The organism is Xanthomonas arboricola pv. guizotiae (genome assembly GCF_002940205.1).
In the GTDB taxonomy this organism is placed as follows: domain Bacteria; phylum Pseudomonadota; class Gammaproteobacteria; order Xanthomonadales; family Xanthomonadaceae; genus Xanthomonas; species Xanthomonas arboricola_C.
Genome location: NZ_MDSK01000001.1, coordinates 179,421 through 198,932 on the forward strand (window position 1 = coordinate 179,421; position 19,512 = coordinate 198,932).

At 67.6% G+C, this 19,512-nt stretch carries 20 protein-coding genes; 11 read left to right on the forward strand and 9 right to left on the reverse strand.

What is annotated here, in order from left to right; translation table 11 throughout:
- Positions 1-77 precede the first annotated feature (77 nt).
- Positions 78-1,187, reverse strand: a complete 1,110-nt coding sequence (locus XarbCFBP7408_RS00975; protein WP_104560555.1) for a Gfo/Idh/MocA family protein — start codon at positions 1,185-1,187, stop codon at positions 78-80.
- A gap of 263 nt (positions 1,188-1,450) precedes the next feature.
- Here XarbCFBP7408_RS00975 and XarbCFBP7408_RS00980 point away from each other — a divergent pair, with 263 nt between their 5' ends.
- The 7 genes from XarbCFBP7408_RS00980 (at position 1,451) to XarbCFBP7408_RS01010 (ending at position 8,508) form a co-directional block, all read left to right on the forward strand.
- Complete coding sequence (locus tag XarbCFBP7408_RS00980) at positions 1,451-2,353, forward strand: SMP-30/gluconolactonase/LRE family protein (RefSeq protein ID WP_104560557.1); 903 nt, start codon at positions 1,451-1,453, stop codon at positions 2,351-2,353.
- Positions 2,354-2,434: 81 nt separating this feature from the next.
- Positions 2,435-3,157 (forward strand): hypothetical protein, encoded by a 723-nt coding sequence (locus XarbCFBP7408_RS00985; protein ID WP_104560559.1) that lies wholly within the window; start codon positions 2,435-2,437, stop codon positions 3,155-3,157.
- Between the two features lie 212 nt (positions 3,158-3,369).
- Positions 3,370-3,765, forward strand: coding sequence for a hypothetical protein (locus XarbCFBP7408_RS00990; RefSeq protein ID WP_104560561.1), 396 nt, complete (start codon positions 3,370-3,372; stop codon positions 3,763-3,765).
- Positions 3,766-3,922: 157 nt separating this feature from the next.
- On the forward strand, positions 3,923-4,396 hold the full coding sequence (locus XarbCFBP7408_RS00995; RefSeq protein ID WP_104560563.1) for a MarR family winged helix-turn-helix transcriptional regulator: 474 nt from the start codon (positions 3,923-3,925) through the stop codon (positions 4,394-4,396).
- Between the two features lie 34 nt (positions 4,397-4,430).
- Entirely contained in the window at positions 4,431-5,258 is an 828-nt protein-coding gene (locus tag XarbCFBP7408_RS01000) for a p-hydroxycinnamoyl CoA hydratase/lyase (protein WP_104560565.1), read from the forward strand.
- A gap of 83 nt (positions 5,259-5,341) precedes the next feature.
- Positions 5,342-6,811 (forward strand): aldehyde dehydrogenase, encoded by a 1,470-nt coding sequence (locus XarbCFBP7408_RS01005; RefSeq protein ID WP_104560567.1) that lies wholly within the window; start codon positions 5,342-5,344, stop codon positions 6,809-6,811.
- Between the two features lie 218 nt (positions 6,812-7,029).
- A complete protein-coding gene (locus tag XarbCFBP7408_RS01010) occupies positions 7,030-8,508 on the forward strand; it encodes an AMP-binding protein (protein WP_104560569.1) in 1,479 nt (492 codons plus the stop codon).
- A 194-nt stretch (positions 8,509-8,702) separates the two neighbouring features.
- Here the strand turns inward: XarbCFBP7408_RS01010 and XarbCFBP7408_RS01015 are convergent, their stop codons facing one another.
- The 3 genes from XarbCFBP7408_RS01015 to XarbCFBP7408_RS01025 all read right to left on the reverse strand — a co-directional run bounded on the left by XarbCFBP7408_RS01015 (position 8,703) and on the right by XarbCFBP7408_RS01025 (position 11,047).
- A complete protein-coding gene (locus XarbCFBP7408_RS01015; RefSeq protein WP_104560571.1) occupies positions 8,703-9,704 on the reverse strand; it encodes a LysR substrate-binding domain-containing protein in 1,002 nt (333 codons plus the stop codon).
- Positions 9,705-9,771: 67 nt separating this feature from the next.
- The gene (locus XarbCFBP7408_RS01020; RefSeq protein WP_104560573.1) at positions 9,772-10,131 is read right to left on the reverse strand and encodes a protocatechuate 3,4-dioxygenase; all 360 of its coding nucleotides are present in this window, start codon (positions 10,129-10,131) and stop codon (positions 9,772-9,774) included.
- Between the two features lie 10 nt (positions 10,132-10,141).
- Positions 10,142-11,047: a gallate dioxygenase gene (locus XarbCFBP7408_RS01025; protein ID WP_104560780.1), complete on the reverse strand. Its 906-nt coding sequence runs from the start codon at positions 11,045-11,047 to the stop codon at positions 10,142-10,144.
- 231 nt (positions 11,048-11,278) lie between these two features.
- Between XarbCFBP7408_RS01025 and XarbCFBP7408_RS01030 the strand changes: the two genes are divergently transcribed.
- A complete protein-coding gene (locus tag XarbCFBP7408_RS01030; protein ID WP_104560575.1) occupies positions 11,279-11,953 on the forward strand; it encodes a GntR family transcriptional regulator in 675 nt (224 codons plus the stop codon).
- Positions 11,954-12,164: 211 nt separating this feature from the next.
- On the opposite strand, the gene XarbCFBP7408_RS01035 is transcribed toward XarbCFBP7408_RS01030, so the two are convergent.
- The 5 genes from XarbCFBP7408_RS01035 to ubiH all read right to left on the reverse strand — a co-directional run bounded on the left by XarbCFBP7408_RS01035 (position 12,165) and on the right by ubiH (position 17,056).
- Entirely contained in the window at positions 12,165-13,199 is a 1,035-nt protein-coding gene (locus XarbCFBP7408_RS01035) for a SphA family protein (RefSeq protein WP_181106136.1), read from the reverse strand.
- 116 nt (positions 13,200-13,315) lie between these two features.
- Entirely contained in the window at positions 13,316-13,747 is a 432-nt protein-coding gene (locus tag XarbCFBP7408_RS01040; RefSeq protein ID WP_104560579.1) for a nuclear transport factor 2 family protein, read from the reverse strand.
- An 85-nt stretch (positions 13,748-13,832) separates the two neighbouring features.
- The gene (locus XarbCFBP7408_RS01045; RefSeq protein ID WP_104560581.1) at positions 13,833-14,555 is read right to left on the reverse strand and encodes an alpha/beta fold hydrolase; all 723 of its coding nucleotides are present in this window, start codon (positions 14,553-14,555) and stop codon (positions 13,833-13,835) included.
- A 114-nt stretch (positions 14,556-14,669) separates the two neighbouring features.
- A complete protein-coding gene (locus XarbCFBP7408_RS01050) occupies positions 14,670-15,851 on the reverse strand; it encodes a UbiH/UbiF family hydroxylase (protein ID WP_104560583.1) in 1,182 nt (393 codons plus the stop codon).
- A complete protein-coding gene (ubiH, locus tag XarbCFBP7408_RS01055; RefSeq protein ID WP_104560585.1) occupies positions 15,848-17,056 on the reverse strand; it encodes a 2-octaprenyl-6-methoxyphenyl hydroxylase in 1,209 nt (402 codons plus the stop codon). Before ubiH ends, XarbCFBP7408_RS01050 begins: the two co-directional genes overlap by 4 nt.
- Before the next feature lie 246 nt (positions 17,057-17,302).
- Between ubiH and XarbCFBP7408_RS01060 the strand changes: the two genes are divergently transcribed.
- Genes XarbCFBP7408_RS01060 through XarbCFBP7408_RS01070 form a run of 3 tightly spaced genes read left to right on the forward strand, consistent with a single transcriptional unit; the run spans position 17,303 to position 19,386 of the window.
- Positions 17,303-17,881 carry a hypothetical protein gene (locus XarbCFBP7408_RS01060; RefSeq protein ID WP_104560587.1) on the forward strand — a complete coding sequence of 193 codons (579 nt, stop codon included), beginning with the start codon at positions 17,303-17,305 and terminating at the stop codon, positions 17,879-17,881.
- Position 17,882: 1 nt separating this feature from the next.
- The gene (locus XarbCFBP7408_RS01065; protein WP_104560588.1) at positions 17,883-18,440 is read left to right on the forward strand and encodes a cob(I)yrinic acid a,c-diamide adenosyltransferase; all 558 of its coding nucleotides are present in this window, start codon (positions 17,883-17,885) and stop codon (positions 18,438-18,440) included.
- 37 nt (positions 18,441-18,477) lie between these two features.
- Complete coding sequence (locus XarbCFBP7408_RS01070) at positions 18,478-19,386, forward strand: histone deacetylase family protein (RefSeq protein ID WP_104560590.1); 909 nt, start codon at positions 18,478-18,480, stop codon at positions 19,384-19,386.
- Positions 19,387-19,512: the final 126 nt, after the last annotated feature.

Genomic DNA, 19,512 nt, shown 5'->3' on the forward strand with positions numbered 1-19,512 from the left:
GTGGCAGCCTGGTGCGCGCCAGCCTGCTCGCTTGACTTCGACGGGCAGCTCCGTCGATTGACGGAGCTTAGGCGCGATCAGAGCACGATGCGCTTGCTGCCCTCGCGGGCCGAGCGGTAGATCGCATCGACGATGCGGATGTCGCGCAGGCCTTCTTCGCCGGGCGCACGCAGCGGAGTGCCGTTGATGATCGCCAGCGCGTCCTCGTCCATCTGCAATGCCTGCTGGTGCGGCACCCTGGCGTCGAACACGCGCCCGTCGCTGGCCTTGCCGGTCACGCCCTGGTAGCTCTGGAACGGCGACAACTCGTACCAGCCGCGCTCGCATTCGGCACGCAGCACATTCATGTTGTTGCCGAAGCTGGTCTTGCACTCGGCACGCACCGCGTTCGGGAATTCCAGGGTGAAGTCCATATGCTCGTCGACTTCGTCGAACAGCTCGGGGCGATCGGTCCAGCGCTTGGCGGTCACGGCCAACGGCTCGCTGCCCACCGTGTAGCGCGCGGCATTGAGCGGATACACGCCCATGTCGTACATCGCCCCGCCGCCGAACTGGGAGCGCAAGCGCCACGGACGATCGGCCTTGGTCGCATCGTGATAGCCGTTGTACCCGGCCTCGGCGCGCACACGCTGCATCGCGCCGAACGGTTTCTCGCTGGCCATCGCGATCAGGCGACGCGTGTTGGGTTCGTGCTGCATGCGGTAACCGATCGTCAGCGCCACCTTGTTGCGCTTGCACGCCGCGATCATCGCCTCGCATTCGCCGGCATGCATCGCCATCGGCTTTTCGCACCAGACGTGCTTGCCGGCCGCCGCCGCGCGCAGCGTCAGCGGCGCATGCAGATGGGTCGGCGTGACGATGTACACCACGTCGATGTCGTCGTTGTCGGCGATCCGGTCGAAGTTCTCGTAGGTGTAGACGTTGCGATCGGCGATGCCGTACTTGGCCTGCCACTGCGGAATCTTCGCGGGCGTACCGGTGACGATGCCGGCCAGCCGGCAATGCTTGGTCAGCGCCAGGCCCGGCGCGAGCTGCCCGCTGGCATAACTGCCCAGGCCGGCCAAGGCCACGTTGAGCGGTTTGCCCGGCTTTTTCTTCGGCAATGCCCAGCCGGGCGCAGCAAGCAGGATGCCGGCGCCGCCGAACGCGGCGAGCAAACGGCGACGTGTGATCGATTGCACGGACATGCAAACCTCCTTGGCAAGATTGAGAGCGGCTGACACCATCGCATGCGTTCGTCAGCGATGACGACGACGCACTCGCACAGGAGTGTCAGTGGGTACATGCCGCAGCGCGCCCAATCGCACTGCCCGCAGGCGGGCGCAGTGCTGCTGTTGGTCGCTCGTCGGCCAATGCTGCCCGGGCACCTTACTTGATCGTGCGTGATCGCCGCCATGGCCGCTGCGCACGTTCTGGCACACTGGCAACGATCCCATCTGGAGCATGCCGCATGACCGCTGTCGCCCGCAGTCGTTTCCTGCCACTGGCGTTGCTGTTGTCCAGCTCGCTGGCGATCGCTGCCGATGCGCCGTTCGTTGCGCGCGACCTGATCGGTGACGGCGCCTTCACCCACAATGCCGAGGGTCCTGCGGCCGGACCGGATGGCGCGCTCTATGCGGTGAATCTGGGCAAGGACGGCACCATCGCGCGCATTGCCCTGCACGCCGATGGCAGTGCCAAGGCAGAGGTCTTCGTGACCCTGCCCGAGGGCAGCACCGGCAATGGCATCCGCTTCCGCGACGGGACGATGTACGTGGCCGATTACACCGGCCACAAGATCCTGCAGGTGAACCTGCAGACGCGTGCGGTCAGCACCTTCGCCTCGCTGCCCGACGCCGACGGCCCCAACGATCTGGCGATCGCGCCCGATGGCAGCTTCTATGCAAGCGACCCGAACTGGAAGGACAATAGCGGCCGCCTGTGGCACATCAGCCGCAAGGGCGTCGCCCGGTTGATGGAATCGGGCATGACCACGCCCAACGGGCTGGATGTCAGCCCCGACGGTAAGCATCTCTACGTCAACGAAAGCATGTCGCGCAAGGTGTGGGTATACGACCGCGTCGACGGTGGCCTGCGCAACAAGCGCCTGCTGATCAGCTTCCCCGACTTCGGCATGGATGGCATGCGTTGCGATGCCGACGGCAACCTCTATATCGCCCGCTACGATGCCGGGCAGATCGCGGTGGTCTCGCCGCAGGGCAAGTTGCTGCGCACGGTCGCGTTGAAAGGCCGCAAGGCCAGCAACGTCGCGTTCGGCGGCAGCGATGGCAAACAGGTGTTCGTGACCTTGCAGGATCGTGGCGCAGTTGAAACGTTCAGGTCCGATCGCCCGGGCCGCGAAACCGGACGCTGAAACTGCTGCGCGCGTCGCAACGGTTCTCAGGTCGCGCAACAGCGTCCTGGCATCCTGCAGGTCACCCGTGGAGGACTCCCCATGCAACCGATCGAACTCAAGGACGCGGCTGCCTTCGGCAACGAATTCCTGCGCCTGACCCTGCTGCAGGGATTCCAATCGCTGACCAAGCGCGATCTGGAATTGCTGATCTTCGTGCTGCTCGAACGCGACGGCGCCATCTCGCGCAACAGCTCCAACGCGATGGTCGCGCTGCAGCTGCGGGTGACCTCGGCCAAGGTCAAGGCGTTGCGTCGCGACGGCTATGCGCGCTGGCGCTCGCTGGTGCCCGAGGAAGGCGATGCGGCCATGCAGCGCATCGTCGCCAACGTGCTCACCGAAGACAACCTGCGCTCCGGTGCCAAGCACGTCAGCGAGCGTAGCCGCAAGGAAGGCTTTCTGGCGGTGCGCATCGAACATCCGGACGACGCGCAGCAATTCGAACAGGCCATCCTGGATGTGGGTGCCTTGCCGGTGTACGAGCGCAATCGCGAAGTGGTCGCGGTGCGCTTCGACACGCTGCTGAAGGTCGCCGAGCGCTGGGGCTATCTGCAGCCGGATCCGCAGGCCACCGTGCGCGAACTGCAAAAGCTCACGCCCACTGCCGAAGAGGTGGCGGACCTGCTGAAGAAGGACATCGCGCAGCTGCGTTGGGAGGACGTGCGGCGCGCGCTCAACAGCCTTGGCGCCAAGGCCGTAGCCAGCACTGCCGAGGGCGGTCTGAAGGGCTTGTTGAAGATCGTGTTTCCGTTTATCCCCGGCTGAGCTGCGGAGCCGGCTGCGATGTGCGGGGGTGCGGTGCGGTCATCGGTTCCGGCTCCGGTGCCGTTTGGGCCGATGCCGCAACGCGCACGCCGCACCGACGCCAGCCCGAGCGCTGGTAGGCGCGGTCGCCAGATCCTGAGCACGGCTTGCACGCACCCCAAGACGCCCGACAGACTCTATGCTTGCGGGCTGTTCCACATCTGGGGGATCTGATGACCACCGTTCGTAGCGTTGCGTTTTCCGTATTGCTGCTGCTCGGCGGCCACGCGCTCGCGCAACAGGCGCCGACGCCGGCCAGCAGCATGCCGCTGATCGACGTACCCAATGTGATTCGCACCCAGCCGCTGTCCAGCGGCGAGGTCACCCACCAGGCCCAGCTGGAGCGCCCGCGCGGCGAGTCCAGCGTGATCGCGCGCTCGATCCAGCCCAACAGCGTGGTCGGCAGCTACCGCATCGACTTCCAGGCCATGGATACCGACGGCGACGGCAGCATCAGTCGCGCCGAGGCACAGGCCAACCCGGCACTGGCCGATGAATTCGACGCGCTCGACACGCATCACAGCGGCCACCTGGGCCGCGAACAGCTGGCCGGCTGGCTGATCCAGTAAGTCATTCGGCAGCATCGCAAACAGGGCCGCGCGCGGCCGCGCTACGCAGGCGCGCACGGCCCTTCGTTTGTGACCGCGTTTGTGACCGCCGCAACCTCTTGCAGTGCCCGCTTCGGTCGGCTAGATTGTATTTAACGGATACAATCTGGATGGCTCGATGAGCGCTCGCCTGGCCCTTGCCGCAGACCTTGGCTATCAATTGCAACTGGCGACCCTGGCCTCCAGCCATGCCGCGCGCCAGGAACTGGCCGAACTGCACCTGACCCCGGCGCGCGTCACCGCCTTGATCCACATCCGCGACCAGCCCGGCTGCGACCAGACCGAACTGGGCAACCGCCTGCTGGTCAATCGCGCTGCCGGCATGAAGATCGCCAACGCACTGGCCGAGCAGGGCCTGATCGAGCGTCTGGCCGGCCGCGACCGACGCAGCAAGGGTTTGTACCTCACCCCGCTTGGCGAGCGCACGCTCGGCACCGCCCAGGGTTGTCTGGCGCGGGCGATCGCGCGCACCTGCACCGGCCTGCAGGCCAGCGAGCAGCAGACCTTGCTGCGGCTGCTCTGCAAGTTGAACGCCAGCGCCACGCTGGAACGGGCAAACGTGCCGGACGCCGCGCTCGCCGAGGAACTGTGATTTCCACTCTGTACCGACTCGAAGGAGACGCCGCTTGAACGAGCATGACGTGGTATCGGTCCGCATCGAAAACCGCATTGCCTGGGTGAAGTTCGCACGCCCCGACAAACGCAACGCGATGAGCCCGGCGCTCAACCGCCGCATGATGGATGTGCTGGACGAGCTGGAATTCGACGACAACGTCGGCGTGCTGGTGCTCGGCGGCGAAGGCACCGCCTGGTCGGCCGGCATGGACCTGAAGGAATATTTCCGCGAAACCGAAGCCCAGGGCCTGCGCGGCGTGCGTCGCTCGCAGCGCGAATCCTACGGCTGGTTCCGCCGCCTGCGCTGGTACCAGAAACCCACCATCGCGATGGTCAACGGTTGGTGTTTCGGTGGCGGTTTCGGGCCGTTGTTCGCCTGCGACCTGGCGATCGCCGCCGACGAGGCGCAGTTCGGCCTGTCGGAAATCAACTGGGGCATCCTGCCCGGCGGCGGCGTCACCAAGGTCGCGGTGGAACTGCTGTCCATGCGCGATGCGATGTGGATGACGCTGACCGGCGAAATGGTCGACGGCAAGAAGGCCGCCGAATGGCGCCTGGTCAACGAAAGCGTGCCGCTGGAACGGCTGGAGGCGCGCACGCGCGAGGTGGCCGAGTTGCTGCTCAGGAAGAACCCGGTCGCGCTGAAGTACGCCAAGGATGCGGTGCGCCGGGTCGGCACCATGACCTACGACGAAGCCGAAGATTACCTGGTGCGCATGCAGGAAGCGGCCAATTCGTTCGACAACAACGCCCGCAAGGAAGGCATCCGTCAGTTCATCGACGAGAAGAGCTACAAGCCCGGCCTGGGCGAATACGACCTGACCAAACACAGCGCCTGAGCACGTCCTGCGGCGCCTGAAGCGATGCGTGCAGCACGCGCATCGTTGGCGCTGCCAGTGGTTTTCTGCACCGAGGAGGGAGTATGGAAGCCTTGTCCGCAACCCTGCGCGGGATCGCTGCGCGTGGGCCGTTGGGCCTGTTCGTCGACGGCCAATGGCGCGCAAGCAGCGGCGATCGCGCCGTCGATGTGATTGCCCCGCACACCGAACAACGCCTGCTGCGCTACACCGAGCCCTCGCCGGCAGACACCGAGGCCGCCATCGCCGCCGCGCGTGCCGCATTCGACACCGGCCCCTGGCCGCAGCGATCGCCGCAAGAGCGCGGCGCCGTGCTCAAGCGCGTGGCCGCGCAGCTGCGTGCGCGCATGCCGGAGCTGGCCGAAGCCTGGACCGGACAGGTCGGCGCCACCATCGGCTTCAGTCGCCACGCTTCGCAGCAGGCGCCCGGCCTGTTCGACTATTACGGCGATCTGATCGCGACTCACCCGTTCGTGGAGCCGCGTGCACGTGCCAACGGCGGCCGCGTGCACATCGTGCAGGAGCCGGTGGGCGTGGTCGCCACGATCACTCCCTGGAACGCACCGCTGGTGCTGCTCTGCTACAAGGTCGCTGCGGCCCTGGCGGCCGGTTGCACGGTGGTGGCCAAGCCCTCGCCGGAAACGCCGATCGATGCCTACATCCTGGCCGAGTGCATCAGCGCCGCCGACGTGCCCGATGGCGTGTTCAACCTGCTGCCGGGCGGGCGCGAGGTCGGCGAACAGCTGATCCGCCATCCGCAGGTGGACAAGGTCAGTTTCACCGGTTCCACCCAGGCCGGGCGGCTGATCGGGGTGGCCTGCGCCGAGCGACTGGCGCGGGTCGGGCTGGAGCTGGGCGGCAAGTCGGCGGCGCTCGTGCTGGACGATGCAGACATCGCCAGGGTGCTGCCCAGCCTGGTGCCCTACTCGATGCCGATCACCGGCCAGGTGTGCTTCGCACTCACCCGCGTCCTGGTGCCGGCGCAGCGACGCGACCAGATCCTGCAGGCGTACTGCGCGGCCATCGGCGCGCTCAAGCTGGGCGACCCGTTCGCAGCCGAGACCGGCATGGGCCCGTTGGCGCTCGGCCGCCAGCTCGAACGCGTGCAGTCCTACATCGCAAAAGGCAGCGCCGAGGGCGCACGCCTGGTCATGGGCGGCGGCCGGCCGACGCATCTGCCGCGCGGCTTCTTCATCGAGCCGACGGTGTTTGCCGAGGTGACCCCGGACATGACCATCGCCCGCGAAGAGATCTTCGGCCCGGTGGTGAGCTTCATCGATTACCACGACGAGGCCGACCTGATCGCCAAGGTCAACGCCAGCGACTTCGGCCTGCACGGCACGGTCTACAGCGAGGACCCCGATCGCGCCTACCGCATCGCCCGTCGCGTGCGCAGCGGCAGCCATTCGATCAATGGCATGTGGGTGGACTTCGACATGCCGTTCGGCGGGGTCAAGCATTCCGGAATCGGCCGCGAAGGCGGCATCGAAGGACTGCACGCCTTCCTCGAAACCAAGACCATCTATCTCAGTTAGGCCTCCAGGTTAGGCCCTCCAGCACGCCGGCCGCGCAGTCACCGCAGGGCGCGGTCGCAACGCGATGCGACAGGCGCTGCCTTGTCCATCGGTTCCTGCGGTGGGTCCGCACTCGCCGGTGAACGTTCGCCAGGCGTTCCCGCACACGCATCAACCTTCAGCCGCCACCGTCGCACTCACGCCAGTCACTCTCCCAACTGCATTCGGAAGACAGCGCCATGACCATGCCGACCGACTCGATCTCCTTCCACGCCCGGCTCACCCCACACCGGCTTGCCGCCCGCGACCTGCTGCTGGACCGGCAATGGACGTACGCAGAACTGGACGTCTTGATCGGCCGCCTGGCCGCATTGCTGCAGGCGCGCGGCTGCACCGAGGGCGAACGGCTCGCCGTGCTGGCGCGCAATTCGGTCTGGCAGGTGGCGCTGCATTTCGCCTGCGGACGCGTCGGCGCGATTTACGTGCCGCTCAACTGGCGGCTGAGTGCGACCGAACTGGATGCATTGCTACAACGCGCCGAGCCACGCCTGCTGCTGGGCGACGAGGTTGCGGCAGGGCGCGCCGATGTCGCGTCGCTGGCCGACTTCGTCGATGCGGCGAACACGCTCGAACCGGCAGACACCGGGTCGATTCCCCCCGAACGCATCAGCCTGATCCTGTTCACCTCCGGCACCTCCGGCCAGCCCAAAGGCGTGATGCTGAGCGAGCAGAACCTGCAGCAGGTGGCGCACAACTTCGGCGTCACCACGCGCGTGGATGCGCACAGCAGTTTCCTGTGCGAGGCGCCGATGTTCCACATCATCGGCCTGGCTACCAACGTGCGCCCGGTGCTGGCGGTGGGCGGCTCGATCCAGGTCTCCAACGGCTTCGAGCCCAAGCGCACGCTGGGCTGGCTGAGCGACCAGTCGCTGGGCATCACCCATTACGTCGGCGTGCCGCAGATGATGCAGGCCTTCCGCAGCCAGCCCGGTTTCGATGCGGCAGCGTTGCGGCATCTCACCGCACTGGTCAGCGGCGGCGCACCGCATGCCAGCGACGACCTGCTCGGCTGGCTGGACGATGGCGTCCCGATGGTCAGCGGCTTCGGCATGAGCGAGGCCGGCACGGTGTTCGGCATGTCGGTGGACTGCGCGGTGATCCGCGACAAGCTGGGCGCGGTCGGCATTTCGACCCCTGCGGTGCAGACGCGCGTGGTCGATGGCGATGGCAACGACTGCCCGGTCGGCATGCCCGGCGAGCTGTTGTTGCGCGGCCCCAACCTCAGCCCCGGCTACTGGCGCGACCCGCAGGCAAGCGCCGCCGCGCTCGACGAGCACGGCTGGTTCCGCACCGGCGACATCGTGCGGCGCGATGCCGACGGGTTCTTCTGGATCGTCGATCGCAAGAAGGACATGTTCATTTCCGGCGGCGAGAACGTGTATCCGGCCGAGATCGAAGCGGTGCTTGCCGATCATCCGCAGGTGCGCGAATGCGCGGTGGTGGGCATCGCGGACCCGCAATGGGGGGAAGTGGGCTACCTGGCGATCGTGCCGGCCGACGACGCGCCGGATCTGGAGCAGATCCGCGCCTATCTGATCCAACGACTGGCCAAGTACAAGGTGCCCAAGCATCTGCGCGTGGTCGAGGCGCTGCCGCGCACCGCGACCGGCAAGCTGCAGAAAGGGCGCCTGAAAGATGCCCTGGCCACCGGGGCGTGATGCGACCGGATGTGGATGACGCCGCGAGCAGCCGGCGGTGCACGCAGGTTGCCGCCCAGCCACGGCAACGATACGGCAGCGACCGATGCCAGACAGCACAACGGGCAGCCTGAGCCGCCCGTTGTGTGCATGCAGCACTCCAGCGCCATCACGACACGGCAGTGGCTTGCGCCGCGCCTGCCGCGCTCAATCGATCACGCGGACTCGCCCAGCAACAGATCGTCCTCGCTGATCTGGTCGTCCACCCACACCGCGCCCTGTTCGGCCATCACCGCCAACTGGTGTTCCAGTTCGCGCATCAGCAGGCGCACGCCGGGCTTGTGGATGGCACTGCCATCGCGATAGATCACCCCGCCTGCGCGCGCCTGCGACGGCTGCTGCAGCTGGAAGGCGCGCAGCTCGCCGCGTGCGATATCCCCTGCCACCATCATGCTCGGCATCACCGCAATGCTGTCGGTGCCGAGCAGGATCTCGCGGGTGAAGCTGGCCGAACTGGAACGCAGCTGATCGCGCGTGGCCAGGCCGTGCTCGCGCATCACCTGCGCCACGTCGCGCTCGACATGCTGGCTCAGCGTCGGCAGCACCTGGCGATATGCAGCGGCTTCGGCGATGCGCACCTGGCCGTTGGCAAACAGGGGGTGATCGCTGCGCGCCACCAGCGCGATCGGGTCCTGGTACAGCACCTTGCGGATCAGCGCGTCGTAGCGGGCCAGCGGATACAGCCGGCCCACCACCAGGTCGATCTCGTTGCCGGCCAGCTTGGGCAGCAGCTCGTCGGTGCGCCCATGCAGCAGGCGTACCCGCAGCGTGGGTTCGGCGCGATACAAGGCGGCCAGCACGGCCGGCAACAGGCCGCTGGCGGCGACCGGCAACGCGCCCACGGTGATGGTGAGCGCATCGTCCTGCAGCAGCCCCTCGAAGGTGTCCTGCGCGCGGCGCAACTGGCCGAGCACGACATGCGCGGTCTGTACCAGCACCTCGCCCATCGCATTGGGGCGCACGCCGCGCGAATGACGCTCGAACAGCGGCGCGCCGACGATCTCTTCGATCTCCTGCAGGGCACGCGTCAACGCGGGCTGGGTGACGTTCAAGACGCGTGAGGCGCGGAGCAGGCTTTTCTGCCGGTCCAGTGCCTCGATGACACGTAGATGCCGGACCTTGATGCGGTGTTCGAAGAACACGGAGGACATGGTCATGGGGGGTGGGCCTTACGTTGGGAAGTCGGGTAGTGCGGCGGGACGGCACCTGGCCGCCGCCTGCAGCTCAGCGTGCATCGGGCACACGCCGGGTCTGCATGAAGTCTTCGAAGGATTCGCCACGCATGATGGCGTAGACCTGCAGATTGGTCATGCGCACCACGCGGGCGAATTTTTCGATGACGAAGAAGTTGGCGCCGTACTGCACCAGCCCGAGCCAGTCGCGTGCACGGATCAGCGCCTTTTCATGCTCGGTGAGGCCGGCTTCCTGCATCAGGGCTTCGGAATCTTCGAGAAAGCGATCGCGCCACGGGGCGCGGATCATATGCCAGAAGAATCGGTTGATGCGCAACGCGCGATTGCTGGTACGCAGATCGAACAGGTAAGTGCCGCCGATCTGCTCCATGCCCTGTACTTGCGGATTCATCGGCCGGCCCTCATGCCGCGTGCGCGGTGCGCGTGGCGTGCGCGAGCAACTGCGCCGAAGACGGCGCGTCAGCGGCTTCGACGCCCGGCTCGTACAGCACCACCGTCATCGCGGTGGTGGTCATCAGGTAGTAGTTCTGATGCAGCTTGCGGATCGGCCCGCCCAGCGCGCCACGCATCGCCAGCCACATGATCTGCTCCACGCTCTCGGCGCCACCCAGGCGCACGTAGTCGGTGTGGGTGAGATCGGTCAGCGTGTCCGGCGCATGCTGGAAGCGGTCCAGAAATTCCATGTCCCAGTCGGTGTTGTTGAAACCGGTGCGCTCGCCGTGGATCTGGTGCGACAGCCCGCCGGTGCCCACCACCACCACCCTGAGATCCTCCGGATAGGATTCGATCGCCCGCCGCACCGCCTGGCCCAGCCGGTAGCAGCGGCGCGCGGTCGGCAGCGGGTACTGCAGCACGTTGATCGCGATCGGCACCACCGTGCCCGGCCAATCCGGCACGTGCGGCCACAGCAACGGCAGCGGTGCCGCGCAGCCATGGTCGATCGGCTTGTCCTGAAAGACAGTCAGATCGAATTCGTCGTTGACCAGACACTCGGCGATATGCGCCTGCAGTTGCACATCGCCGCGGATCGGCGGCAGGTTGCGCAGCCCTGCGCCTTCATCGGCCACCGGGAAGCGCTCGCCGATGCCCAGGGCGAAGGTCGGATACAGGTCGAAGAAGAACGTCGTGCAATGGTCGTTGTAGAAGAACACCAGCACGTCTGCCTGCTGCTCGGCCAACCAGGCGGCCACCGGCGTGTAACCGTCGAACAACGGCTTCCACAACGGATCCTGCTGTTTGCCCTTGTCGTAGGCCACCCCGATGGTGGGAACGTGCGAGGTTCCGATGCCGCCGATGATGCTTGCCATGCTGCACTCCTGCGATGCACGCCGGCCATCTGCCGTGGCCGATTGCGCATCAGTGATTGAGTCGAAATCCGTCATGGGATCCCCACAACGTCGGCTGACCACTCCGCACCGCCAAAACGGTATCCTTGGGATCCAAACTGCCACCAAGCGCGCTCATCTGCAAGGTTTTTATACCGGTTTTTGCGAGTTTTCCCCTTCGAAGGAACGTGCGCTGCAGTACGGCGCGAGAGAATGGAGCCAATGGCGAACAACCACCGATTGCAAGCGGTCCAGCAGCTACGCGAATTGATCCTGTGCGGCACCTTCGCCCCCGGCGAGCGCATCACCGAAGCGGCACTGGCCGAACGCCTGGCGATTTCGCGCACGCCGATCCGCCAGGCCCTGCCGGCGCTGTGCCAGGAAGGCCTGCTGGTACAGGCGGGTAACCGTGGTTACGCAGTCCGGCGTTTCAGCCAGCAGGAAAGCCTGGACGCCCTGGCGGTGCGCGCGCTGATGGAAGGCATGGCAGCGCGCGCCGTCGCCGAACAGGGCGCCTCGGCTGCGCTGCTGGCCACGCTGCATGCCTGCCTGGGCGAAGGCGACCGGATCCTGGCCACGCGCAGCCTGGATGCCGGCGACGAGCAGGCCTATGGCGCGATGAATGCCCGCTTCCACCGCGCCATCGTGGTGGCCGCCAACAAGCCGATCCTGACCGAGACCGTGGACCGGTGCACCGTGGTGCCCTTCGTCAGCCCGGTCAATGTGGTGTTCGGCCAACGCTCGCCCAGCCTGGCCTACGACGACCTGTACTACGGGCATCGGCAGCACGGCGCCATCGTCTCGGCCATCGAACAACGCGATGGCGCGCGTGCCGAGCTGCTGTTCCGCGAGCACGCCAATACCCAGCGCCACAGCATGGGCATCTGACGCGCGCACGGGTTTGGCGCGGACAGCGTGCACTGGCCTGGCGCAGCAGCCTGCGCAGCTTCAGGGCTCGAACGTAGCACCACCCGGCCTAGCGCTGCATGCAGCGTTACCTGCATCAGCGTGCTGGCTCCGTCTGCGCCGCAGCACGCACGTAGACGCGCCGGCGTGCATGCTGGGGATACGTGCGGATTTCCACGCCAGAGAGTCCACGTTAGAGGGAGTGCACGAACATCAGGTTGACGCTGGTGCCGGCCACCGAGTTGTTTACCTCGACCGGCAGATAGACATTGAAATTCAGCAGGTTGTTGGCATCCAGCCGCCAGGACAGGCCTGGCCCGAGATAGAACTGCATGCGCTTGCTGTCAGGCACACGCTGCCCGTTGGTGCGATTGTCCTTCAGTTGCTGCAGGTAATAGCCGTTGATACCCAGGCGCAATTGTTCGCCGACCTTCACCGAACTGGCCAGGTTGGCCCACAGCACATCGCCGGCCTGACCATTGCGAAAACGGAATCCCGGGATCGGCGGTACGCCACCGGCACGATCGGTGCGGAAATTGTAGAGATAGTTCAGCCGCATGCTGATCTCCCAGTTGTCGCCGGGCTGCACGGTAAACGCCCAATGCGGCGCCACCGACCAGAATCCGGTGCTGTGGTTGATCGCGACATCGCGATCGAACTTGCCCACCGGAGCGAATGCATCGATTGCGAAGCGCTGGAAGAACAGGACGCGCCCGTCGCGCATCACCGGGTCGATCTGCAGCGCCGGCCCGAAGGAGATGTCGCCCATCCCGAACCCGTTGGCGCGCAACTGCACCGGGCTGTCTGCGGCGAAGGAGGTGTCGTAGTTGACCAGCGGCACGATCGCATTGAGGCTCAGCGACGCGCGCTTCCACCGATAGGGCGTGACATAGATCAACTGGGTCAGCAGAGTGCTGACACCGACCTTGGGATCGCGAAAGGCGGCCGCATCGTCGCCGCGCGCGTCCTTGATCGCGTCGAAGTCGTAGTAGCGCAGATACTCGATCACCGTCCAGCCCGGCGTGGAGGATCCGAAGCCATCGAGAAAACTCGTCCCGCCCAGGTTGATGCCCTGCGGCGGTGCAGCGGTTTCCGGCACCGCTTGTGCGGATGCCGCAACGGGCAGGCCGGCGCCAAGCAGCGTCAGCAAGGTCAGGATACGGTGCCGGTACGACGACGACCGTGGCGGTGCAACGGCACAACGGGCAGATGAGCTCACGCGTTCCACTAGGCGATTCTCCAATGCGATGGATGGATGACTGCGGGCGCGACGTGGGGGAGGAAAGCGGTGCTGCGGTGACTGGCATCAGCCTGTGCGTCGGTCGACGGATTGGAGGCAGCCGATCAATCAGCGCCGATCCGCATCAGCAAGGCGCCAAGCCGCTGCTTGAACAACCAGCGCCCCTGTTCCAGCACCAGCACGTCGTCGAAACTGCCGAGCAACGCAGGCGATTGGGCCGTCCAGGGCGGCGCCGTCGAGGTGTCCGCAGCGGTGTAGAGCAGGACCTTGCTGTGCGCATGCGCCAGGGCCGGCGACTGGATGCTGACCAGCGTGTTGAGCATCAGGTGACAGGTCGTGCGCGGCGGGCGCGCGCGGAACGATTGCGCAATCGCCTCGCGCCCATGCACCGGCAGCTCCGGCGCACTGGGGCGGGCGAATACGCCGTCGGCAGTGAACAATGCGGCGAGGCCGTCGTGATCATGACGGTCGTTGAGCAATGCGAATTGGCGAATCGCCTGCTCGCAGGCAAGGATGATCGATGCATCGGCGGGCATGCAGCCTCCTCGGGGCGTTGCTGAAAAACCGACACGCCCGGTCAACGACGGCAGCGCATGCGCCGCCAGCCGGACCGGGCCGCCATCACGCGTCCTGCAGCCAGTCGCGCATCGCTGCATTGACGGCCGCAGGCGCTTCCAGCGGCGCCATATGCCCGCTGTTCTCGAAGACCACCAGCCGTGCGTGCGGGATCTGCTGCGCCATCTGCTGGTGCTGGGCCAGGGGACTCCAGGCGTCCTGCCGGCCCACGCCCAGCAAGGTCGGGCAGCGGATCCGCGCCAGCACCGGCGCGGCGTCGGGGCGCTCCAACAACGCGTCGATCTGCCCGGCGTAGTCCTGCACGCTGTGCCGCTGCACCATCGCCATCAACGGGCTCATCAGTTCGGCATCGGCGTGCCGCTGCGGATGCAGCATCGGCGGTAGCCATTGCCGCGCGAGCGCCTGCATGCCTTGCGTCTGCGCAAGCCGCACCAGTGCCGCGCGCTGCTCGTGCTCGCCATCGCGGCGTGGTGCACTGCCGGTGTCCAGCAAGGCCAGGCGCTGCACGCGCTGCGGCGCCTGGCGCATGATCTCCAGCGCCACCCGCCCGCCCATGGAATGGCCGGCCACTGCGAACTGCGGCGGGGCGACGGCCAGGACGTGTGCCGCCATCTGCACGATGCTGTCGAAGCCGGCGAAGTCCAGCACCTGCACCTCGGCCAGATCGCTCAGCGCCTCGCGTTGCGGCTGCCAGATGCTGGCGTCGCAGAGCAGGCCGCACAGCAGCAGCAGGCCGGGTCTGGACGCACGGGTCGCGGAAGAGGACATGGCTCGACTGTAGCCAGGCCGGCTGCGCCCGTCGTATGGAACATGCTGCCTGCGCTATAAGTTAACCAACATATCGGACATGGCCGATGCCGTGCGCGTCGGCCGCCAGGGCGATCACGCGCTGCCGGAGGCGCGCTTCCACAGCACGTCGACCAGCGGCGGCAACTTGCCGGCCAGCCCGAGCACCGACCCGCGCAACAGGGTCAGGTGCATGTCGTCGTTGGAGAACACCGTGTTGATCGCATCGAAGCCATACGCGGCCACGGTGTTCTCGCTGCGGCGGGTGCGCGCCCAGCGCTGCAGCCGGTGCGGGGCGGCCCAGTCCGCACGCTTTGCCAGCGCACTGCGCACTTCATCGCGCAGCGCAGCGACATCGCGCAGGCCCAGATTGACGCCCTGCCCGGCCAGCGGATGCACCACGTGTGCGGCATCGCCCAAGGTCAGCACGCGGCCGCTGACGTACTGCTCCACCAGTTGCCGTTGCAGCGGAAACGCCGCGCGCGCGGAGACCACCCGCACCTGCCCCAGCCGCGCCGCGAAGGCCTGGGTCAGCGCGCGCGCGAAGTCGGCATCGTCCAGCGCCAGCACGCGCGCGGCCTCGGCATCCGGCAAGGTCCATACGATCGAACTGCGGCCATCGGCGAACGGCAGGAATGCCAGCGGGCCGGTGGTCAGGAAGCGCTGCCAGGCGGTGGCCTGATGCGGCTGTTCGGTCTCCACGAAGGCGACCACGCCGCGCTGCGCGTAGGCGTGCCGCGACACCGGCAGACCGGCGAGCTCGCGCAAGGTCGATGCGGCGCCGTCGGCGGCGATGGCCAGCGCCGCTTCCAGGCGGCTGCCATCGTCCAGGCGCAGCCGCACGCTGTGTGCGTCCTGGTCCAGCTCGACCACGCGTGCCGGGCAATGCACCTCGATGCCGGCCGCGTGCACGGCGGCCCACAGGCGATCGACCAGCACCGCGTGTTCGATGATCCAGCCGAGTTGTTCGCGGCCCAGGGTGTCGGCGTCGAAGCTCAGCTCGCCGCCGCCGGCCGCGTCCCAGACCCGCATGCGCCGGTACGGCTGCACGCGGGCAGCGCGCACCGAGGCCCAGACGCCCAGGCTGTCGAGCAATGCGGCATTGTCGGCGGCGAAGGCGTAGACGCGCAGATCGGGCTGGTCGGCCCGCCAGCGCGCGGGCTCACGGCCTTCGACCAGGGCCACGCTCAGGCCGGCATCGGCCAGCGCCAGCGCGCAGGCGGCACCGACCACGCCACCGCCAACGATCAAGGCATCACGATTACCACGACGGCTCATGCGACGCCCCTGCACAACTGCGGCACATCGCCCCGGAAACCCATCGCCCCGCCGACCAGCATCGACTGCAGCGGCGCCGCCTGCGAGGTGGCGAGCAGGCCGAGGCTGCGCAACGGCCGCAGCAACGGCGCCGGATTGCCGGTGAGCCGCGCCAGCCCGCTGGAAAACCCGATGGTCTGCTCGCGGTCCACGTGCCGCCGCGCCAGGTACTCGGCCAACAATGCGCCCGCCCCGGCATCGCTGCGATCGTGCTCGATCAGTTCGGCCAGCGTCAGTGCATCGCGCAAGCCGAGGTTGAAGCCTTGCGCGCCAATCGGATGCAGCGTCTGCGCGGCGTTGCCCAGCAGCACCACGCGCTCGGCAACCAGCGCGTTGGCCAGCACCTGCACCAGCGGGTAAGCGCTGCGCTCGCCGCTGGCGACAAAGCGCCCGGCGCGCCATCCGGCCGCCCGCTGCAACCGGGCCAGCCAGCCGGTCTCGTCGAGCGCGGCCACCGTCTCGGCCTCGGCGCGCGCCACGCAGTGGATCGCGCCGTAATGGCGGTCGCCGCGCGGCAGCAGCGCAGTCGGCCCGTGTTCGCCGAAGCGCTCCCAGGCGGTGCCATCCGGTGGGCGCGAGGCACGCACCCGCGCCACGAACAAGGTCTGCAGGAAGTCGTGCGCGTCGCTGCCGATATGCAGCAGCTCGCGCACTGCGCTATGGGTGCCGTCGGCGCCGACCACTAGCCGGGCCTGCACGCGCTGCTCGCCATCAGCGGTAGTGATCCGCAGCGCGCGCAGACCGTCCTGCACCGGCTCGACCCCGATGCAGCGTGCCGGGCGATAGCGGCGCAGCCGGGTCAGCTCGTCCAGGCGTGCCTGCAAGGCCTCGCCGAAATCGCGCGCCACCACCACCTGGCCGAAGCTGTCGCGGCCGTAATCGGCCGCGTCCAGCTGCACACGACCGAAGTCGCCGGCCCGGCTGACGTGGATGCGCCGGATCGGCCCCGGGGCGCTGCGCAGCTTGGCCATCACCCCCAGCACGCTCAGCGCATTGACGGTGGCGGCGGCAAAACTCAGGTTGCGCTGGTCGAACACCGCTGGCGGCGTGCCGGCCGGGGTGGCTTCCACCAGCCCGACATCCAGGCCGATGCGGTCCAGCGCAATCGCCAGGCTGGAGCCGACCAGGCCGCCGCCGACGATCAGAACGTCATGTGGATGTGTCATTGCCACATGATAAGCCTTCGCCCATGACCCGTTGCCGCGAGCGGGTGGGACAGCGTGCCGCAGCCGGCTGCTCGTGCAGCTACCGCTACCCTCGCCGATGCAGGGCGCATCCAGGCGCCCACCGGCTTGCGTGCGCGGCGTTCGGCGACAAGCGCTTGTGCCAGGAGGTTTCGCAAGGCGCCAATGGCGCGGGCGCGCCGGGTTCCACGCTACACTCGCCAGCCTGTGACCCGGCCACCTCCGCGCATGACCCCTCGCTCGCACGACACCCTGGTTTTGAGCCTGCTTGCCGTCCTGATGGCGGCCACGCGGATCAATCACTTCGCGCCGGTCCCGGACGCGTCCTGGGCGGTGTTCTTCATCGGCGGCTTTCATCTGGCCGCGCGCACCAGGCTGGCGTTCCCGCTGCTGATGCTGCTGGCAGTGGCGGTGGATTGGCTGGTGATCACCGGCCAGGGCCTGAGCTTCTGGCAGCACTACTGCGTGTCGCCGGCGTACTGGTGCCTGATCCCGGCGTATTTCGCGCTGTGGGCCGGCGGCATGTGGCTGCGTCGGCAGTACCACGGCGCGCAGTGGAGCGCGCTGGCCCGGCTGGTGCCGGCACTGTTGCTCTCGGTGGCGCTGTGCCAGTTGATCGCCCAGGGCAGCTTCTACTGGATCAGCGCCAGCGTGGCCGAGCCGACCGTGGCCGGCTGGTTCAAGAACTACACCGATTGGCTGGGGCCGTATCTGCGCAGCGCCGCGCTGTATGTCGCTGCGGCCGCGGCGATCCAGGTGGCCGCCGAGCGCCTGACCAGCGCGCCCGGCCAGACCCAGGCCGGCTGAGATGGGCAACCGGCTCTCGCGGATCTATACGCGCACCGGCGACGACGGCAGCACCGGGCTGGGCGACGGCAGCCGTACCGGCAAGGACGCGCTGCGCGTCAATGCCTATGGCAGCGTGGACGAGGCCAATTCGGCCATCGGCGTGTTGCTGGCCGCCCCGGGCGTGCCGGAACCGATTGCCGGGCTGCTGACCACCATCCAGCACCAGTTGTTCGATCTGGGCGGCGAGCTGTGCATCCCCGGCCATGCGGCCATCGAGAGCACCGATATCGACGCGCTGGAGCACCAGTTGGACCTTTTCAACGACACCCTTCCCCCGCTGAAGGAATTCATCCTGCCGGCCGGGGGCGAGGCCGCCGCGCGCTGCCACCTGGCCCGCACCATCGTGCGCCGGGCCGAGCGCGAGACCGTTGCGCTAGCGCGCCAGGAGAGCGTGCGCAGCGAGGCGATCGGCTACCTGAACCGGCTGTCCGACCTGCTGTTCGTGCTGGCGCGCGTGCTGGCGCGCGCCGATGGCCAGCAGGAAGTACTGTGGCGGCACGACCGCCGGCGCGGCTGAGCTGCACATGGCACGGCGGACAGGCTAGATTTGCCCCATGTTGGTCTTTACCCATCCCGCCTGCCTCGGTCACGACGCCGGCCCCGAGCATCCCGAGAGCCCCGCCCGCCTGGAAGCGGTGGTGGGGGCCCTGCGCGAAGCGTTCCCGGACCTGGACTGGCGCGAGGCACCGCCGGCCAAGCTGGGCGACCTGTGCCGGGTGCATGAGCGCGAACAGGTCGACGCGATACTGGAAACCGCCTTCGAAGGCCACCATCGGCTCGACGTGGACACCGTGATGTCTCCCGGCTCGCGCGCGGCAGCATTGCGCGCGGCAGGTGCCGGCATCGCCGCGGTGGACGCGGTGATGCAGGACGCCACCCGCACCGCCTTTTGCGCCGTACGCCCACCCGGGCACCACGCCACCGCGCAGGTGTCGATGGGCTTTTGCCTGTTCAACAACATTGCCGTGGCCGCCGCGCATGCGCGCGACCGGCATGGGCTGGAACGCATCAGCATCGTGGATTTCGACGTCCACCACGGCAACGGCACGCAGGCGATCTTCGAACGCGACCCGAGCGTGCAGTATCTCAGCACCCACCAGTCCGGGCTTTATCCGCACTCGGGCAGCGTTTACGAGCGCGGCATCGGCAACATCCACAACCTGCTGCTGCAACCAGGCAGCGACGGGCTGCGCTTCCGCAACGTGTGGGAAGACGAGATGCTGCCGCTGGTCGATGCCTTCCGCCCGCAGCTGATCCTGATCTCGGCCGGCTTCGATGCGCATCTGCGCGATCCGCTGGCCGATCTGATGCTCGATGCCGACGACTTCGCCTGGCTGACCGGCGCGCTGCGCACCCTGGCCGAGCGGCATGCCCGTGGCCGGGTGGTGTCCATGCTGGAAGGCGGCTACGACCTGCAGGCCTTGCGCGAAAGCAGCGTGGCGCACGTGGCCGCGCTGCGTTGAACCCTACCGGCGCCTTGCTCGCGCCCCCCATCGCGATGAACCTCGCCCTCCCGACCAGGGAGCTCTTCATTGCCCCTATGCGGGGTATACGGCAAGCTAGTCGCCATTTTATTGGTTGAATCACGC